Genomic DNA, 18668 nt, shown 5'->3' on the forward strand with positions numbered 1-18668 from the left:
TTATTTTAATATTTAGCTAAAGTAATTTTATAATTTTCTGATACCTAATAATTTATTTATACTTTAGTTAAGCTGGTTATCTATGTTCTTTTAATTACAGTCGTTATTGCTCGAATTTTTATAGATGTGAATGACTATAATTTAGGTTAATTTACTTCATTATGTAATTAAACTTCCTCAGCAATTAAAATTTCAACCTTATTAGTTTTTTTAATTGGTTATGCTTGTTTTTTATTTTTAGTGCTACATATTATTTAATATCACAGAAGCGGGGCGTGATTTAATTTTTTTAATATTCTAGGATTATGGTGAAGAAATGAAATTAAAATATGTTATAGCGGCTTCAGTTGCTACTTTATTCACAGTATCAAGTGTTAATGCTGCAGATTTACGTCGTGACTTACGTCCTGCAAGTGTAGTTTTAGTAAAACCTACCTTTACATGGAATGGTAGCTATGGTGGTATCCAAGCCGCATATGCTAAAATGACTTATAAAGGTTTAGCTTCAGAAGCGAAGGCTGATGATAGTCCTGCAACTCGTGAGTTATCTCATAATAGAGATGCAATTGGTTTAGGTGCTTTTATTGGTTTTAACTCTGCCTCAACACAAGGTTTTGTTGTAGGTGCTGAAGCTGATGCTCAATATTATTTTTTACGTGATATAAGCTCTAACGCTACAGATGGTTTTCCTGATGTGGCTGATGTTAAAAATCAGGTAAATTTGGCATTAAGAGCTCGTTTAGGGGTTAGCGTAGGACATGTGTTACCTTATCTAGCTGCTGGTATTACTGGTACTTATACTAATCGCGATATTGCTGCTACTGCAGATACTAAGGCAGGTCCTAATAATGCAATCAAAGTGGATGGCTTTACCTTTGGGTGGACTTTAGGTGCTGGTGTAGATGTAGCTTTAGCTGATAATATGCTAGTTCGTTTAGAGTATCGTTATAATGATTTAGGTAAAACTGAAAAAACAGTAATGAATACTACCGATGGGAAGCCTGATACCAATACTCAATATGTTGCCTTAAAAGATCCATCAGCTACTTCTGGTGAATTGCGCCTAGGGCTTGGTTATAAATATTAATTTATAATAGCCTGCAAAGGGCTTAATTATAAAATATTAAATTATAATAGCCCTCTTTGAGGGCTATTATAATTTAAATCTATCACTTTTTCTATTAATTATATTAATATAGGTTATTTAATTTTTCAGAGCGGGGCGTGATTATTTTTAATATTTTAGACTTATGGTGAAGAGATGAAATTAAAATATGTTATAGCGGCTTTAGTTGCTACTTTATTGACAGTATCAAATGTCAATGCTGCAGATTTACGTCGTGACTTACGTCCTGCAAGTGTAGTTTTAGTAAAACCTACCTTTACATGGAATGGTAGCTATGGTGGTATCCAAGCCGCATATGCTAAAATAACTTACAAAGGATTGGCTTCAGAGGCGAGGATTTTAAATAGTTCTATTCATGAGTTATCTCACAATAGAGGTGCAATTGGTTTAGGTGCTTTTATCGGTTTTAACTCTACTTCAGTGAGAGGTTTGGTGTTTGGTGCTGAAGCTGATGCCCAATATTATCTGTTACGTGACGTAAGTTCTACCGCTACTAATGGTTTTCCAGATATTGCTGACGTTAAAAATCAATTTAATGTTGCCTTCAGAGCTCGTTTAGGAGTAGGTGTCGGACAGGTGTTGCCTTATCTAGCTGCGGGTATTACTGGTGCTTATACTAATCGTGATATAGCTGCTACTCCTCAGAATAATCCTGGTCCTAAGAATGCAATAAAAATAGATGATTTTACCTTTGGTTGGACTGTCGGTGCTGGTGTAGATGTAGCTTTAGCTGATAATATGTTAGTTCGTTTAGAATATCGTTATAATGATTTAGGAAAAAGTGATAATGAATTAGATGATTTCGTTAATGGAGCAAGTGGCGATAAATATGTTGTCTTAAAAGATCCATCCGCTACTTCTAGTGAATTGCGTTTAGGGCTTGGTTATATATATTAATTAAATATGGTAATTTTTTAAAACACTAGTTTTTACTAAATTAGTAAAGCTTGTGTTTTTTTAGTTGAAATTATTAAAGCTATCAGGCATAATAGCCAAGTTTGGAGTATCTATTAAGGACATAATAATGAATTTTAAATTAGTGAGTTTGACTTCTGTAGCTGGGTTTTTTCTTTTTTCTGCTGGGCAAGCTGTAGCAAATTTGCCACAACATTATTATGATTGGAAGGGTGCTTACATAGGGTTACAAGGTGGCTATAGTCAAAATATATTTACCGGGCAAAGATCAAAAACTTCTATATTACCTAAAGAGGATGAAAATAAAGAAGAAAAATCTCTAATAACAAATTTAGAGCCAATAACTAAAGATCGTGAATCTTTATTAGGTGGATTATATATAGGTTTTAACATTCCTATCTATGAAAATTTTTTAGCAGGACTGGAGATTGATGGAAATTATAATTATATTCCAGAAATAGATGTAGCGCCAACTGGTAAGGAAGGTTCTAGTACAGAAAACTCAGATGACAAAAATCCTGAGAAAAATAAGAACTTTGGTGATCCTTCATTAATAACTTCACAATATGGTGGTGATGTTAGGTTTAGAGTTGGTGCAGCTTTAGATAATCTTATGCCTTATGTAGCGGTCGGTGCTTCATTTAGACGGGTTGAACGTGATTTGAAAGATGCAAAAGGTGAATCAGTAGATCTTAAGGATAAAAAAACACAGTCTTTATTTGGTTGGACTATTGGTGGTGGTATAGATGTTGCTGTATCTAAAAATCTTATATTTAGATTTGAATTTAGACATAATAATCTAAGACGCTTTGAGTTAGAGGCCAAGGGTAAAGCTGTTATAGAAGAAAAAGAAGAAGGAAAAGAGGCAACCTATACAGATAACCCAAACAAAGAATATGTTATTTTAAAAGATCTTTATCATTATAGCAATGAGTTAAGAGTTGGAGTTAGTTATAAATTTTAAATGTAAATTGAAAGTTAAAATTTATAAATATTTAAAGAAGCTCTAAAAGGTTATCTATATTATGTTCTTAGTAAAATTATATTATAGGTTTTAATATGTCAATTTTGCTTAAGGACATTTGGCCTATTGATAATTTGAGAAGCTATAAAATTCATTTTGCTAGGTCTAATGGTTATTCGAAGCCGTTGGATGTGTGGGCGCGAAGCAGAGAAGATTGGCAACGTTGGCAGGAATATCGTCCGGTCCGCAATGAGTTCAATAGACCGTTGATTTTTTCACTTATGCGATTTCACCATGAAACTGATATTTGGTTATTTGGTGGTGTGTTTAAAGTGTTGGCTCGTCCTACTGGTCGTTATGAGGTTGAGTTAACTGATTTAGGAAAAAAGTTTATTGGTCGTTTGAAACTTCGTTTACCTTATAAGGGTCTCGGGGCGAGAGTTAAGATGGAAAATTATTATCCTGGATTTATAGTACAGGAAATTTTACGCGAGCCTTATTCTGGTAGATCTTTTTGTGGTTACGATGAGATAGATTTGTCATTTGAGGAACTTGAGGTTCTAATTAAGAATGACAGACCAGATTGGAAAACTGCACTTGGAAACGTTAAAGGCGTTTATCTGATTACTGATATCAATACTGGTAAGCGTTACGTTGGTTCGGCATATGGTGATCAAGGTATATGGTCACGCTGGAGTTGCTATATTTCTACAGGTCATGGCGGAAACAAGGGTATGTATGACTTGATTAATCATGCGGGGCTTGACTATTGCCGCGCTTATTTTCGATTTTCCTTGCTTGAGCAAAGATTGAGTAACGCAACGGATGCAAAAATACTAGAACGGGAAAGTTATTGGAAACGCATTTTGCTTAGCCGAGGTGAGCAAGGGCTTAATCGTAACTAAGTTGATAAGGTCAAATTAAGTAAAATAAGCAGACTTTATTGCTGTATATTTAACGATTCGATTGCTTGAATGTTATAGTTACTCTGCAAACTATCTTTGCTGTAAAATTTGGTTATTAAAGATACGAGTGTGCTTCCTTGAATCAAGTTGCCAATAACAAATGTGGTCTTTCGCGCAGATATGAAGGCTATTTATAAAATTCTTTATCTCTAAATATTGGTTAAAACAAGCTAACAGATATTTTTTGTTTTATGTATGATGACAATTTGTTGAATTGATTTTTTTAAAAATTAGATTGGAAGATTTTATATCAGTATTTCTATTTAACGGTGTGCCATTTATTGTAGAATTATAACCGTAACTTTTTATATATCTTTTTCATTAATAAATAAAGTTAGATAAATCTTTCATATCAGCAAAAATTAAACATATTATTGCACCTTTATGCAAAGTAAAGTTTTTACGACGATTTGTAAAATTTATGTATACCTTAAAAAGTTTTGTGATCTGCTCTAATGGTTGATTTTTATAATTATTAGCAATTGCTAATTTATTGTGGATTATTTAATTATTTTAGATAATTATCAGTAATTAATATTATTGTATCGTAATAGCATTAATTATGGGAATATTATCATGAAATCACGGTTGTTTTTTTATATTACTTTTTTAGCTGTATTAACTAGCTCTACTAATGTTTATGCTAGTAACTTCAATTGGGCCGGTTCGAGAATAGGATATATCGCAACATCTTCGCTTCCTAAAGAATCCTTAAGTTGGGATAATTTTAAAAATTGGGATACCTTCAAAAAAAAGTTACCAATGAAGCATGGTGGTCTTTTAGGCTATAATTTCACAGTAGGTGATCTTGTAATAGGTCCTGAGGCAACTGTAGAGTTTGTTAACGATATGGGAGTCTTTCTTCGTAGTAATTTTAATTTAAAATTGGCTTATGCTTTTGATCGTTTGTCACCTTTTATAACTGCTGGTTATTCTCATAATTTTACAATATTTAGATTAGCCACAGATGGGGGTGTAGATATACCTAGCACTTTTGACGATACTATATCTGCACGTGGTTATAATGTAGGCGCCGGACTAGATTTAGGTTTAGTGTTTGGTTCTGCTTTGCGGGTTGCTTATAATTATCGTTTTCTAAATGATGGTGATAAAACTGAAAATACACATGCTGTAATGTTAGGTCTAATCTTTTAATTGCTTATTAAGAATTATATTTTTTATTTTTTTAGCATCTAATCTATTGATGGATTTAGTAAATACTCTATTTCTTAAGTTAAAGTATTAGAATATAGTAACGAGCTGTTATCTTTTGAATAGGCTCTTTATGTCTTCTAATACTATTATTAACAGCTTAGGAGAGTAAGATGAAAATAAAAAATATATTAGTAGGGGGTATTAGTCTATCTTTATTAGTTTTTAGTAATAACGTGTTTGCAGATACTTTAGTTAGCAATTCTAAAAAAGTACGAACTGTTGTATTGTCTGATAAAGAAGAAAAAAGGAATTCTTGGAAGGGGCATTATTTAGGCTTATCAGCCGCCGCTATGCGAGTAAGATATGATTTACAAGCAAATGCCTTTAAACAACCAGCGGATTCACCTAATACTGCTGTAGCAAATATAACTTTAGCGGGGGCGTTTATAGGTTATAATATCATAGGTAATGATAATATTTTTGTAGTGGGTCTAGAGGGATATTTTGACCTAGCTAAAAGAGAGCAAATAACTATTAGGAATAATATGTTAACATTGCGTAGAGGTGGTGGTGCAAAATTGCGTGTAGGATATGCAATGGATAAATTTTTGCCTTATGTAGCTTTAGGTATAGCATATAATGCTTTAGATATTAAAATTAAAGAGGATTTTTATAGAACGCGACATTTATTTGGCTGGTCTGCTAGTTTTGGTTTAGATTATAAATTATGGCAAAATGTTTTTGTAAGAGCAGAATATAGTTTTAATAGTAGTTGGGCAGGAGTGGATAATATAGCTAACGCTCAAAATAAAGCTAATAAGGCTGCTTTAGCTGCTTCTTTGTTGGATCGTCAAGAATTAAGATTAGGGATAGGTATTAATTATTAATTTTCTCGCTACAATTGGTAATAATATATAATTATGCAAATCTATGGTTACTATGGAAGGTAGTTATATGCTAGCACATTAAGTAATTTATCTCTTCAACCAAACTCCTGAATATTATTAAGTTAAAGAAATTTTTTATAAATATCATTGCCATATTAAGGTAATGATATTTATTTTCTGTATTTTATTATTTTTAGTATAATAAAATATTTTAATGGTAAATATAGCTAGCTTTATCCAGTGTAGTTTTATTTTATTTTTTGTTGTGCTTGGGGTGGTTGTAGTTATAAATGGTCTATTATCAATACAAATAATAATGAAGCTAAGGATAAATAGTAAAATTTAGTTTATTATTATAGAAAATAATAGCTTTATTATATTTAATTGTATTATATTATAAACCAATTAAATGTAATTAATATAACTAAAGTGTGTTTAGTAGCGTAATTAAATATAGAGGTAATTTTAATGGGTGTTTGTTTCAAATATATTAGGGGAATAATATTAGCAATTTTTGCGGTCGGAGCTGCTCCCGTTAATGCTACTGAGATAAATTTAATAAATATTTGGAATGGGGGGTATGTTACTGTTGGTCAAGAGCCATTCTCTTTAACTGGGAATAAGCGTTCTTTTAAGGCTAAGGTAAAGAGACATGATGCTAAAGAAATAATTAAAGAAGAGTATGATGATAAAGAAAAAAAGTATGATGAAACTTCCTCTTCAGTAGGCTTAAGATTAGCTTCAGGATATAATAAAGTTTTATATAATAAATTTCTTATTGGAATAGAAGCAGAAGTAGCTGCTAAGGTATACGATGTATATAAGTTGCAATTTACAGAAGAAAAAGAGGTGTCTGTACAACCAGAGATAGATGCAGAAGATGAAGAGTCTGAACAACCTGGAGTTGTATCTGGGTTATATAGTGAAGACAATGTAGCTGGAGAAGGAGAACCAAAGGACGCAAAAGAGAAGAAGATTAAGCAAAATATTTCTCAAAATATCAGAGGTAAAAATATTTTATCTACTGGTTTATATGCTAAGTTAGGGTATGTATCTAATAGATATATAGTATATGGTTTTGCTGGTCCAGAATTTAAATATGGTACTTTTTCTTTTACTGATACTAATAAATACGAATGTATAGAAAATTGTGGAATTAAAAATAATTTGGAAAAAGAAGTAACTAGTAGTTACTCGCATAATGTTTATTTTGTAGGCGCTTCTCTTGGAGTCGGGTTCGATTATGCTTTAACGGATAAATTATTTTTAGAAACACGTTATAAATTTACTTACTCTGTATCTTTGGACGATGCTAATAGTCTTTTGCATGAGGAGAATTTTAAATATAAAGAAAGATCAATTAATCAATCTCATTCTATTAATGTAAGTATTGGCTATAGATTTTAAGAATAATAGAACTATTTATATATAAATCATTAATAATATTTTAGCTATATTATGAAATCTTATTTCTTAAATAGGTATAGGGTATTTATCTTATACCTATTTAAGGGAATTGTAATCTTATTCAGGACAGTTAAGAGGATTAGATGGATTGGATCTTAAAGAAGAGAAAGTGTTATTATCTTATCTTATTATTAATGATTTTTAATCGTTCTGCATTTGCTTTTGAAGGTCTTTATATTAGTGGTGCCGCAGGGGGATTGCTAGTAACTGATAAAACTAATGTAACAACTAAAAGTGTCTCGTTATCTATAGCTGGTTTAATAGGTTATAATTTTTATTCACAAGCTAATATTCTACTTGCTGGAGAAGTTGAGGCGCAGTATTTATTTTCTTTCAATAAATCTGGTAATATAAATTGGAATATATCTCCAAGATTAAAGGCTCATTATAGATTAGCATATTTTTATCCTTATGTATTATTAGGGCTTAATTATAGTTCTTTTAATCATACTATTGATGAGGAAAATAATGCGATAAAACTATCTGCTAATTTGTTCGGTTACCAATATGGGGTAGGGGTAAGTTATTTAAGGGATAGAAATAGTAGTTATTTTTTAGAATTTAGATATTTAGAAACTTTTAGTAGAGAAGTAAAAACCGAAAATAAGTCTTATCAAGTTGACGTATCTGCTAAAGAATTGCGTTTTGGTATGACTTATTACTTTTAAATTACTCACTAATAATTAGTTATAAGTATTTTTTGACATAGATTATTGTTATAACTTTTGATATAGTTTAAACTAACGAGTATGTTAATATAATTAGAGAGTATGATAGATGGATATGCCTAAAATAGACTATTCTAAAAGTCTATATCTACCACAAACAGATTTTTCTATGCGAGCTTCTTTAGCAGAGAAGGAGCCAGAGTTATTACAATATTGGCAGGATATTGATTTATACGGTAAATTGCGTAAGCTTTCCGTGGCTCGTCCAGTATATTTGTTACATGATGGACCTCCTTATGCTAATGGTAATATTCACATAGGACATGCTCTCAATAAAATTTTAAAAGATATTGTAATTCGCAGCAAACAAATGCAAGGGTTTAATGCTAATTATGTACCGGGCTGGGATTGTCATGGATTGCCTATTGAATGGAAAATAGAAGAAAAATATCGCGCAAGCGGGAAAAATAAAGACGAAGTACCTATAACTGAATTTAGGCAAGAATGTCGTGATTTCGCTGCAAAATGGATAAAAATACAGTCAGAGGAATTTATTAGATTAGGCGTAATAGGAGATTTTAAAAATCCTTATACGACTATGAATTATCGAGCTGAATCTTTAATAGCTGGAGAGTTAATAAAATTTGCTGGAATGGGTCAATTATATCGTGGCTCTAAACCAATTATGTGGTCTGTAGTAGAAAAAACAGCTCTTGCTGAGGCCGAAATAGAATATCATGAATATGAATCTGATACTATTTGGGTTAAATTCCCTATAGTTAAGACAAATAAAGCAGACATTGAAGATGCTTCTATTGTAATTTGGACTACAACGCCTTGGACAATACCAGCGAACAGAGCCGTTGCTTATTCACCTAATATAGAATATGCCTTATATCAAGTAACTGAAGTTGAGAATGATTTCGGTCCTAAAGTAGGTGAAAAATTAATCTTTGCTAAGGCATTATATAAACAATCAGCAGATAAAGCTAAATTAACTTTAACTTATTTAAGAGATATAACTAATGAAGAATTAGAAAATATGATGTTAGCTCATCCTTTAAAAGGTTTTGCTAAATCTTATAATTTTAAAGTTCCTTTATTAGTAGGTTCATATGTTTCAGATGATGCGGGTACTGGTTTTGTACATACTGCTCCTGGTCATGGTCGTGAAGATTTTGATTTATGGTTTGCTTCTGCAGCCTATTTACAAGAGCAGGAGATAGATATTAATTTACCTTTTACCGTAAATGATGATGGTTTTTTTACTAGTGATGCACCTGGTTTTAGTTCTGATCGTGCAGAAGGTGCGGCTAGAGTAATCGATGATAAAGGTAAAAAGGGTAACGCTAATCAGGTAGTGATAACTGCTTTAATTGAGCATGATAATCTTTTTGCGCGTGGGCGTTTGAAACATTCTTATCCACATAGTTGGCGTTCTAAAAAACCAATTATATTTAGAAATACTCCACAATGGTTTGTGCCTATGGATCGTGAATTTGAGGATGGTACAACTTTGCGTTCTAGAGCTTTAGAGGCAATAGATAAAACTATGTTCATACCTGAAACTGGTAGGGCAAGATTGCGCGCGATGATAGCCGATCGCCCAGATTGGGTTTTATCAAGGCAAAGATCTTGGGGGGTTCCTATTGCTATTTTTGTAAATGAAAATGGTGATATTCTAAAAGATGAAAAAGTGAACCAACGTATCTTAGAGGCTTTTGAAAATGAGGGGGCAGATGTTTGGTTTACTGAAGGAGCGCGCGAGCGTTTTTTACAAGAGCGTTCTAATGAAGATTGGCAACAAGTAAAAGACATTCTTGATGTATGGTTTGAGTCTGGTACCACACATAAATTTGTGTTAAATGATCGAAAAGATCTTACTTTCCCTGCTGATTTATATTTAGAAGGGTCTGATCAACATAGAGGCTGGTTTCATTCTTCTTTGTTAGAAAGTTGCGGCACTAATGGTATAGCACCTTATAAAGCTGTGTTAACACATGGATTTACCTTAGATGAAAAAGGTAGAAAAATGTCTAAATCTTTAGGTAATAGTGTTGCGCCACAAGATGTAATAAAAAATGTTGGAGCAGATGTTTTAAGGCTTTGGGTAGCAACCGTAGATTATTGGGACGATCAGCGTTTAGGACGGAATATAATACAGACAAATGTAGATTCTTATCGTAAATTACGTAATGTATTTAGATGGATGTTAGGAACCTTAGTTCATTATGATGGTAAAAGTGATATTGCTATAAATGAAATGCCTGAGTTAGAGCAATTGATGCATTATCGCTTGTTGGAACTAAATAAAGCTATAACTAATTATTATAATGTTTTTGATTTTAAAAGAGTCGCCAGAATATTAATGGATTTTGCTATTGTTGAGCTTTCTGCTTTTTACTTTGATATTAGAAAAGATTCTTTATATTGTGATGCTCCGTCTAGTTCAAAGCGACAAGCGGCTTTACAGACTATTGATAGGATATTTAGAGCTATGGCCTTATGGTTAGCCCCTATTTTACCTTTTACTATGGAAGAAGCATGGCGTTCTAGATATCCAAATGCGGAATCGATACACTTAGAGTTATTTGTTAATTTTGAAGATGATGTTTATAATGACGAATTAGTAAAAAAATGGCAAAAAATTAAAAATGTTCGTAGGGTAGTAACAGGAGCATTGGAGCTAGAGAGGATGCAAAAAAATATTGGCTCTTCATTAGAGGCAAAACCGATCGTATATTTAACTGATGAAAATTTATTTAATTTGTTAAAAAATATTGATTTTGCGGAGGTTGTTATTACTAGCGATATAGAGTTAACTATGGATAAAAAACCAGATAGCGCTTTTATTCTTGATGATAATCATGATATAGCTGTAGTGGTAGAAAAAGCTAAAGGTAAAAAATGTTCTAGATCTTGGAGATATACTGAGGATGTTGGTTTAGATCCGGAATTCAAGGATGTATCTATGAGAGATGCGCAAGCATTAAGAGAATTAATCGCTTTGGGTAAAGTTAAATTAGCTGAGGTGAAAATTAACTAACGTTTTTGTTTAAAAAAATTTTTTAATAATAATTGTGATTTATTTTGGCTTAAACAAGAATAAATTTCTGGAGAGTGGAAACAACTTTTTTGGCTAAAAAAATTTGTACCATTTTCGACAGCTCCTCCTTTAGGATCTGGAGTTGCGTAATAAAGTCTTCTGATGCGAGCAAATGAAATTGCACCGCTGCACATATTACAAGGTTCCAGAGTTACATATAAGTCACAATTAATTAAACGGTCTGTTTTTAAAATTTTACAGGCTTTTCTTATAACAACTATTTCAGCATGAGCTGAAGGATCCAGTGAGCTTCGTGTTTGATTATTAGCAGTTGCAATAATCTTATTATTTTTTACTATTATTGCTCCTACAGGAACTTCGCCATTTTTTTGAGCTTTTTCTGCTTCTTGTAGAGCTATTTCCATAAAGGTGAAATTTGCTGTTATTGGTATCATATTTAATTACTTTAAAAGAAGTTTCATTTAGAAGAAGGGCATATTATGCATATAAATAAGAATTTTAAAAGAGATATTAATAAAAAAAAATCTTTTTCAAATAAGAATACAGACAAAAATAATAGACCTGAATATCAAAAAAGATCTTTTATTGAAGATACGTTAGAAGAAAAATCAGAAAGATTAGCTAAGCGGTTAGCGAGATCGGGGATATCCTCTCGTAGAGAGGCCGAAACTCTTATAATAGCTGGTCGCGTTAAAGTTAATGGTAAAGTGATTGATACTCCAGCTTTTAATGTAACAAATGCTGATGAAATTATGATAGATAAAGAATTATTGCCGCCAATTGAAAGGACTAGATTATGGTTGTATCATAAGCCGGCAGGATTAATTACTACACATAAAGATGAGGAGGGACGACCTACTATATTTGAAAATCTACCAGAGCAGTTACCTCGAGTAATATCAGTAGGTAGATTAGATATAAATACTGAAGGTTTATTATTATTAACTAATGATGGTGGTGTCGCTAGAATATTGGAACTCCCTGAAACAGGTTGGTTACGTAGATATAGAGTTAGGGTACATGGTAAAGTTACACAAGCAGATTTAGATAAATTAAAAAATGGTATTTCAGTTGATGGTGTTTTTTATGCACCGGTGGAAGCTTTATTAGATCGTGAACAAGGGAGTAATGCTTGGTTAACAATATCGTTAAGAGAGGGAAAAAATAGAGAAATTAAAAATATATTAGCTGCTTTGGGTTTGTCGGTAACACGTTTAATACGTATTTCCTTTGGTCCATTTCAGTTAGCAGATCTTGAAACAGGAAAAGTAATAGAGGTAAGAAGTCGTACCTTACAGGATCAATTAGGAACTCGTCTGATAAAAAAATCAGGAGCAAATTTTGATGCTCCTTTATTTAATCAAGTTATGACTGTACCAACTAGAGCTGCTAAAATAACTAATGCTCCAATAAAAGTTATTAATACTGGCTTTCCTGAGGATAGAGATGAAAAAAAATATGAATGGATAAGAAGTAGTAGAGAGATCACTCCTAATAAAGAAAAATTTATTAAAAATAAACTGCACTCTGATTTTATAACAAATAATAAAGATAAACACGACTTAGATAAAAAAGAGAAAAATACTAACGCTAGTTATAATAAGAAAGTTACGAATAAGAAACCTTATGTAATTGAACGTAAAGTTAGAACCTCTAATGTTTGGATGGCATCGGATGTGTTTACTAGAACAAAATATAAAGATAAAAAGCCAGATGTGCGTTGGGACAATGAAGATAACTTAAAAAATAATCGCTCTAGAGATAAATTCTCTTCTGATGGTAGACCTCCTAGAGCTAAATATGCCTCTGATAGTCGCCCACCACGGGATAATTTTTCTTCTGACGGTAGATCCTCGCAAGGTAAATTCTCTTCTGATGGTAGACCACCTAGAGCTAAATATTCCTCTGATAATCGTCCACCGCGGGATAATTTTTCTTCTGAGGGCAGATCCTCGCAAGGTAGATTCTCCTCTGATGGTAGACCACCTAGAGCTAAATATTCCTCTGATAGTCGTCCACCGCGGGATAATTTTTCTTCTGACGGAAGATCTTCGCAAGGTAAATTTTCTGCGAGTAATAGGAAATTTAAAGATAAAGATTTCAATAGTAGAAATCAGTCTCATAGTAAAAAAGATAACTCTAATAATGAATTGGAATAATGCGTATTGTAGCGGGAAAATGGAAAGGGCGTAATTTAGTTAAACCAACAGATTTAACTATTCGTCCTACAACTGATAGAGTAAGAGAAAGTTTATTTAATATAATAAATAATCACTATCCTGATTTATTATATAATAGTAGGATATTAGATTTATTTGCTGGTACTGGAGCTTTAGGTTTAGAGTCTTTATCTAGAGGGGCTAAATATGCTGTGTTTGTTGAAAATTCAGTGCAAGGTAGAGGTTTAATTAGGCAAAATATTGAAAATTTATTAGCGCAAGGTTGTAGTAGATTATTAAAACGTGATGCTACTGATTTAGGCGATATTGGTAAAATTTTACCTTTTAATTTAATTTTTGCTGACCCTCCTTATAGGATGAATTTAGGAGAAAGAGCATTAGAAAATGCTTTTAAAAATGGTTGGTTGGCTAAAGATAGTGTGTGTATATTAGAAGAAGATAAAAATGTTAATATAAGTTTAAGTGAATTTTTTACTATAGAAGATAAAAGAATTTATGGAAAAAGTTGCTTATATTTTTTAAAAGTAACTAATTGATTAGATAAAATAAAAATATTGAATTTTTTTTTAGTTAGTTTAAAGTAGCAATTAATATTTGGGAGATTATATTGTTATCCATGCGTGAAAATTTATTATTCTTACAAAAAGAATTAGCTCTACTCAAAGAGGTCGTTATTGAGGCTGGTAATATTGCAAAATCTTGTTTTGGAACAGATCTTACCGTTTCTTTTAAAGAAGAAAATTCTCCAGTAACTAATGTAGATATAGAAGTAGATAATTATTTAAAAAAAACGTTATTAACTAATAGACCTAACTACGGGTGGATATCAGAAGAATCAAACGATGATAGAAAACTGCAAAAGCAACCAGAATATTATTTTGTAGTAGATCCTATTGATGGTACAAGAGGTTTCATTGCCGGAGCAAATAATTGGACTATTTCTATAGCTTTAGCAAATGATGATGGAATTCCTTTAGTAGGTGTTTTATATTGTCCAATGTTAGATAAATGTTATGAAGCGATAATTAATCATGGAGCATTTCTTAACTCAGAACCTATAGCTAAATTAACTGATAAAAAATTACAAGATAAATTAATATTTTCTGTTTCACCTGCTATGCTAAAAAAAATTGATTTATCCTTGAATAATATAGAGTTAGGAGAGGATATCGCCTCATTAGCTTATCGTATTGCTTTACTTGTAGAGGCAAAAATAGATTGCGTAATTGTTAGGCCTAATTGTAATGATTGGGATATAATGGCAATAGATTTAATTTTACAGGAAGTAGGGGGAAAAATAGCGGATTTAAACGGGGAAAAAGTTAACTATATGCAAGCGAACAAAAAACATGATTTGCTTGTAGTATCTCGTAATTCATTGATCCATGATCTTATAAAACTTATTAAACATGAAATAAAATAGAGGTTATTATGTCGAAAATGCAAGAATTATACTTAGTTTTTGGTGGTGAGTTGGAGAGTCTTAATAAAGGTAATTTTAGAAATGTAGAGCAATTAGAATTAGTTGGTATTTATCCTACTAGAGAAGCTGCATTGTCTGAGTGGAAGGCTAAATCACAAGCAACAGTAGATAATGCGCATCAAAAATACTGCGTAGTTGCATTACATAAAGCTTTTGTTAATACTGATTAGCGGCGTTTAAATAATTTTTCTATGTCAGTTAATTTTAATTCTACATAGGTAGGTCTACCATGATTGCAGGTAGCTGCTGCTGGTGTGGATTCTATGTCTCTTAATAATTGGTTCATCTCTTCTGGTTTCAATATTCTACCAGAACGGATGGAGCCATGACAGGCTATAGTTGCAACTACATAATCTATCTTACGTTCTAAATTATTACTAGTGTCTTTTGACAAACAATCATCTAATATCTCCATTATTAGCTTTCTTACATCTAATTTAGGTAATATAGCCGGGGTCGCTCTAACTATGATGGTATCTTCGCCAAAGGCTTCAATCACTAGCCCCATTTTTTCTAAGTTAGTTGCATATTCTAATAAAAATTTAACTTTTATTTCATCTAATGTTATAATTTCAGGAATTAATAATAGTTGTTGCGCTATAGGTTTAGCATATAGTGCTTGTTTGAGTTTTTCGTAAATAAGTCGTTCATGGGCTGCATGTTGATCAATTAATATAATACCATCTTTGGTTTGGCTTATTATATAATTTTTGTGTATCTGTGCTTTTGCCGCTCCTAAAGGATAATCATATATTTCTGCATTCCAATCATATTCATTAGTTCTAGTATCAGCGCTAGGATTTATTGTAGTAGGGTAGATATTAGAAGTTGATAAAGGTAATTCAGACTGATTTTTAGTTACAAGGGGAGGTGAGGAACTAGATGAGGAATAGTTATTGAAATTCTTTTCATGATTAGCTTGATAATATTTATCAACAATGAAATTTTTAAGATTTTCTTTAGGTTCTTGAAAAAAATTCATTAAATTCTTTTTATTACTGGTAGCACTAATAATTGGCATATTTGCTAATCTGTCGCGTATTGCACTAATTATGAAAGATCTAATAAAATTGCTATCAGCAAAACGCACATCACTTTTAGTAGGATGAACATTAATATCTACATGACTAGTAGGTGCTTGTAAAAATAATACCACTACTGCATGACGGTCATAAGCTATATGATCCATATAAGCTACTCTAATTGCAGTTAAAATAACTTTATCTCTAACTGGTCTGCCATTCACATAGATATATTGCCATAAATTATTACTGCGGTTATAAGTAGGAATAGAGATGAAAGCTGATAAGTGAAAATTGTCTCTTTCGCTTTGTAACTCTAAGCTATTTTGTGTAAATTCATCTCCTAAAATTTGTCCAATACGTTCTAGATAAGGATTTGCACTGTTTGAATTTATTGCAGGAAAAATAAACGGCTTTTTTTGTATTCCGCTAAGAGTGATTTTAATATCAGGGAAAGCAATAGCCGTACGTTTAACTAAATCTACAATAGCATTAGCTTCTGCTGTGTCACTTTTCATAAATTTAAGTCGGGCTGGTGTAGTATAAAATAAGTTGCTTACTTCTACTGTAGTACCAACAAGTCCAGCAATAGGAACTGGAGTAGAAACTTTACCACCATTAACGGTAATTTTAAAAGCCGTTTCTGATTCAATAGTACGAGAAATAACAGTTAAGTTAGCAACCGAACCAATAGATGGTAAAGCTTCTCCTCTAAATCCTAATGTGTTTATTTCTGATAAATTTGAAGACATTTTAGAAGTACAATGTCTGGAGATAGCTAAAGGTAATTCATTGCAACTAATACCACAGCCATTATCTATTACTTTTATTAGACTTTTACCACCATGTTCTATTAGTATATCAATGTTGGTTGCTCCCGAATCAATAGAATTTTCTAATAGTTCTTTTAAAACATTAGCAGGACGTTCTATAACTTCTCCGGCCGCTATTTGATTAATTATATTGTCAGGTAATTGTCTAATGTTCATAATAAAGTTAACCTTACGTGTGGATAGTTATTAATTTTATAGAAGGTTATAAAAAAATCTTGTACAGAAGTAATTATATTATAAAATATAAAAAGTTTTTCTGCAATCTTTCGATATAATATAGAAATGGTTATCAAATGTTTACAAATATAGGCATTCTTGCTGATTATGATATAACTGAATTACTGCAAAAGAATATCATTAAAATTCAGCAGCCTCTTGTTGATGATCAAATTCAGCCAGCTAGCTTAGATTTAAGATTGGGTAAGGTAGCTTATCGAGTTAGAGCATCATTCATGCCAGGTAATAACAATGTTATTGATAAATTAAAGAAATTTAAATTGCATGAAATAGATCTTACTAAAGGAGCTGTTCTAGAAACAAATTGTGTATATATAGTTCCATTAATGGAAAGTTTAGAGTTACCAGAAAATATTTCTGCTATTACTAATCCAAAAAGCTCTACTGGAAGATTAGATATATTTACGCGTATTATTACAGACAAGACACAAGAATTTGATAAAATATCTGCGGGTTATAAAGGTGACTTGTATCTTGAAATAAGCCCTAGAACTTTTCCTGTAATAGTACATCAAGGTAGTAGATTATCACAGATAAGATTTAGATTTGGTCAGAATATTCTTGATAAGAATGATTTAATGCAATTACATAAAATTGATCCTTTGATTGCTAATAATAATATCAAAATTATGGCCGGCGGTGTAGCTTTATCAGTTGATCTAACTGGAGATGAAAATGGTTTGGTAGGCTATAGAGGTAAAAGACATACTGAAGTTATTGATATAGAAAAAATTAATAATTATGACATATTGGATTTTTGGGAGCCAATCTATCAAAGAGGTGATAAAAGTTTGATTTTAGATCCTAATGAATTTTATATTTTGGCATCAAAAGAATTTTTAAAAGTTCCTTCAGAATATGCTGCTGAAATGGTTCCATTTGATCCATTAGTAGGAGAATTTAGAGTACATTATGCTGGTTTTTTTGATCCAGGATTTGGATATAGTGATAATAGCAATAGCAAAGCTGTATTAGAGGTTAGAAGTCATGATGTACCATTTATTTTGGAGGATGGGCAAATAATAGGAAGATTAATATATGAAAATATGGTGCAAAAACCGAAGAATTTATATGGAAGTTTAAAAACTTCTAATTATCAAGGACAAGGATTAAAATTATCAAAACATTTCAAAAATGTTAAAAGTTTATTTACTTAAATATGGCAATATTACAGATATTGGGTGTAGGAGTTTGCCGTGTTAATAGAAAAAGACGTATCTAATGAAAATTATTTTAATCTTTTACCGAAGGTATCACCAATAGCATTAAATAAAGTTGCCGGATATGCTAAAGCTAGGGGCGTGGTTAAACAGAATATAGTTAAACAAGCAACTTGTATCGTTATTCCTAAATATGATAATCAACTATGGCTAAGAAATAACGATTTAGCTGATGATATAACTAAAATAAATCAACAACAAAAAAATATTAAAAATAATTTAGCAGATATTACTCAGTCTATTAATCAACAGCAGATGTTATTACTACAGAAGCTAGAAAAGTTTAATGCAAAAGTAAATAAATTAATTGAGCAAATAAATGAGAATAAGGATAATAAAATACAACAATATAATTTAGAACAAATTAGGCAAAAACGGATAAAATTAGAACAAGAAATATTTTCTAGTAATAATAATAGTTTTAGCAAATATTTTAAAAAATTATATAATAATTTATATTCAAGATGTAAGTGATATAC

Annotated in this window: 17 protein-coding genes; 15 read left to right on the plus strand and 2 right to left on the minus strand. The window is 31.5% G+C overall.

Annotation, left to right across the window (positions count from 1 at the left end; all coding sequences use genetic code 11):
* Positions 1-316 precede the first annotated feature (316 nt).
* The 9 genes from AB6T46_RS02160 (at position 317) to ileS (ending at position 11193) form a co-directional block, all read left to right on the plus strand.
* On the plus strand, positions 317-1087 hold the full coding sequence (locus AB6T46_RS02160) for an outer membrane protein (protein WP_370931782.1): 771 nt from the start codon (positions 317-319) through the stop codon (positions 1085-1087).
* 174 nt (positions 1088-1261) lie between these two features.
* Entirely contained in the window at positions 1262-2023 is a 762-nt protein-coding gene (locus tag AB6T46_RS02165) for an outer membrane protein (RefSeq protein WP_370931783.1), read from the plus strand.
* Between the two features lie 127 nt (positions 2024-2150).
* Entirely contained in the window at positions 2151-3005 is an 855-nt protein-coding gene (locus AB6T46_RS02170) for an outer membrane protein (protein WP_370931784.1), read from the plus strand.
* A 191-nt stretch (positions 3006-3196) separates the two neighbouring features.
* Complete coding sequence (locus tag AB6T46_RS02175) at positions 3197-3910, plus strand: GIY-YIG nuclease family protein (RefSeq protein WP_370931785.1); 714 nt, start codon at positions 3197-3199, stop codon at positions 3908-3910.
* Between the two features lie 636 nt (positions 3911-4546).
* Positions 4547-5125 carry an outer membrane protein gene (locus tag AB6T46_RS02180; protein WP_370931786.1) on the plus strand — a complete coding sequence of 193 codons (579 nt, stop codon included), beginning with the start codon at positions 4547-4549 and terminating at the stop codon, positions 5123-5125.
* Between the two features lie 170 nt (positions 5126-5295).
* Positions 5296-6012 carry an outer membrane protein gene (locus AB6T46_RS02185; protein WP_370931787.1) on the plus strand — a complete coding sequence of 239 codons (717 nt, stop codon included), beginning with the start codon at positions 5296-5298 and terminating at the stop codon, positions 6010-6012.
* A 468-nt stretch (positions 6013-6480) separates the two neighbouring features.
* On the plus strand, positions 6481-7419 hold the full coding sequence (locus AB6T46_RS02190) for an outer membrane protein (RefSeq protein ID WP_370931788.1): 939 nt from the start codon (positions 6481-6483) through the stop codon (positions 7417-7419).
* Positions 7420-7562: 143 nt separating this feature from the next.
* Entirely contained in the window at positions 7563-8147 is a 585-nt protein-coding gene (locus tag AB6T46_RS02195; protein ID WP_370931789.1) for an outer membrane protein, read from the plus strand.
* A 109-nt stretch (positions 8148-8256) separates the two neighbouring features.
* Complete coding sequence (gene ileS, locus AB6T46_RS02200) at positions 8257-11193, plus strand: isoleucine--tRNA ligase (RefSeq protein WP_370931790.1); 2937 nt, start codon at positions 8257-8259, stop codon at positions 11191-11193.
* Here the strand turns inward: ileS and AB6T46_RS02205 are convergent.
* Entirely contained in the window at positions 11190-11648 is a 459-nt protein-coding gene (locus AB6T46_RS02205; protein ID WP_370931791.1) for a nucleoside deaminase, read from the minus strand. The two genes, ileS and AB6T46_RS02205, sit on opposite strands and share 4 nt — an antisense overlap.
* A gap of 45 nt (positions 11649-11693) precedes the next feature.
* Between AB6T46_RS02205 and AB6T46_RS02210 the strand changes: the two genes are divergently transcribed.
* From AB6T46_RS02210 to AB6T46_RS02225, 4 genes are all read left to right on the plus strand, one after another.
* Entirely contained in the window at positions 11694-13373 is a 1680-nt protein-coding gene (locus tag AB6T46_RS02210; protein WP_370931792.1) for a pseudouridine synthase, read from the plus strand.
* Positions 13373-13930 carry a 16S rRNA (guanine(966)-N(2))-methyltransferase RsmD gene (gene rsmD / locus AB6T46_RS02215; protein ID WP_370931793.1) on the plus strand — a complete coding sequence of 186 codons (558 nt, stop codon included), beginning with the start codon at positions 13373-13375 and terminating at the stop codon, positions 13928-13930. Before AB6T46_RS02210 ends, rsmD begins: the two co-directional genes overlap by 1 nt.
* Positions 13931-14010: 80 nt before the next feature.
* Positions 14011-14817, plus strand: coding sequence for an inositol monophosphatase (locus tag AB6T46_RS02220; protein ID WP_370931794.1), 807 nt, complete (start codon positions 14011-14013; stop codon positions 14815-14817).
* 8 nt (positions 14818-14825) lie between these two features.
* Entirely contained in the window at positions 14826-15047 is a 222-nt protein-coding gene (locus AB6T46_RS02225) for a DUF4170 domain-containing protein (RefSeq protein ID WP_370931795.1), read from the plus strand.
* Here the strand turns inward: AB6T46_RS02225 and mutL are convergent.
* On the minus strand, positions 15044-16888 hold the full coding sequence (mutL, locus tag AB6T46_RS02230; protein WP_370931796.1) for a DNA mismatch repair endonuclease MutL: 1845 nt from the start codon (positions 16886-16888) through the stop codon (positions 15044-15046). The genes AB6T46_RS02225 and mutL overlap by 4 nt on opposite strands.
* Positions 16889-17025: 137 nt before the next feature.
* Between mutL and AB6T46_RS02235 the strand changes: the two genes are divergently transcribed.
* Both AB6T46_RS02235 and AB6T46_RS02240 read left to right on the plus strand, forming a co-directional pair.
* Entirely contained in the window at positions 17026-18126 is a 1101-nt protein-coding gene (locus AB6T46_RS02235) for a 2'-deoxycytidine 5'-triphosphate deaminase (protein WP_370931797.1), read from the plus strand.
* Positions 18127-18165: 39 nt separating this feature from the next.
* Positions 18166-18663: a hypothetical protein gene (locus tag AB6T46_RS02240; protein WP_370931798.1), complete on the plus strand. Its 498-nt coding sequence runs from the start codon at positions 18166-18168 to the stop codon at positions 18661-18663.
* The last annotated feature ends 5 nt before the right edge of the window (positions 18664-18668 follow it).

Source organism: Bartonella sp. DGB1 (genome assembly GCF_041345015.1).
Taxonomy (GTDB): Bacteria; Pseudomonadota; Alphaproteobacteria; order Rhizobiales; family Rhizobiaceae; genus DGB1.

Coding starts and splice junctions, on each gene's coding strand:
- AB6T46_RS02235 (WP_370931797.1), top strand. CDS start 17,026: ATGTTTACAAATATAGGCATTCTTGCTGATTATGATATAACTGAATTA.
- AB6T46_RS02205 (WP_370931791.1), bottom strand. CDS start 11,648: ATGATACCAATAACAGCAAATTTCACCTTTATGGAAATAGCTCTACAA.
- AB6T46_RS02220 (WP_370931794.1), top strand. CDS start 14,011: ATGCGTGAAAATTTATTATTCTTACAAAAAGAATTAGCTCTACTCAAA.
- AB6T46_RS02160 (WP_370931782.1), top strand. CDS start 317: ATGAAATTAAAATATGTTATAGCGGCTTCAGTTGCTACTTTATTCACA.
- AB6T46_RS02170 (WP_370931784.1), top strand. CDS start 2,151: ATGAATTTTAAATTAGTGAGTTTGACTTCTGTAGCTGGGTTTTTTCTT.
- AB6T46_RS02225 (WP_370931795.1), top strand. CDS start 14,826: ATGTCGAAAATGCAAGAATTATACTTAGTTTTTGGTGGTGAGTTGGAG.
- AB6T46_RS02190 (WP_370931788.1), top strand. CDS start 6,481: ATGGGTGTTTGTTTCAAATATATTAGGGGAATAATATTAGCAATTTTT.
- AB6T46_RS02195 (WP_370931789.1), top strand. CDS start 7,563: ATGGATTGGATCTTAAAGAAGAGAAAGTGTTATTATCTTATCTTATTA.
- rsmD (WP_370931793.1), top strand. CDS start 13,373: ATGCGTATTGTAGCGGGAAAATGGAAAGGGCGTAATTTAGTTAAACCA.
- AB6T46_RS02180 (WP_370931786.1), top strand. CDS start 4,547: ATGAAATCACGGTTGTTTTTTTATATTACTTTTTTAGCTGTATTAACT.
- AB6T46_RS02185 (WP_370931787.1), top strand. CDS start 5,296: ATGAAAATAAAAAATATATTAGTAGGGGGTATTAGTCTATCTTTATTA.
- AB6T46_RS02210 (WP_370931792.1), top strand. CDS start 11,694: ATGCATATAAATAAGAATTTTAAAAGAGATATTAATAAAAAAAAATCT.
- AB6T46_RS02165 (WP_370931783.1), top strand. CDS start 1,262: ATGAAATTAAAATATGTTATAGCGGCTTTAGTTGCTACTTTATTGACA.
- ileS (WP_370931790.1), top strand. CDS start 8,257: ATGGATATGCCTAAAATAGACTATTCTAAAAGTCTATATCTACCACAA.
- mutL (WP_370931796.1), bottom strand. CDS start 16,888: ATGAACATTAGACAATTACCTGACAATATAATTAATCAAATAGCGGCC.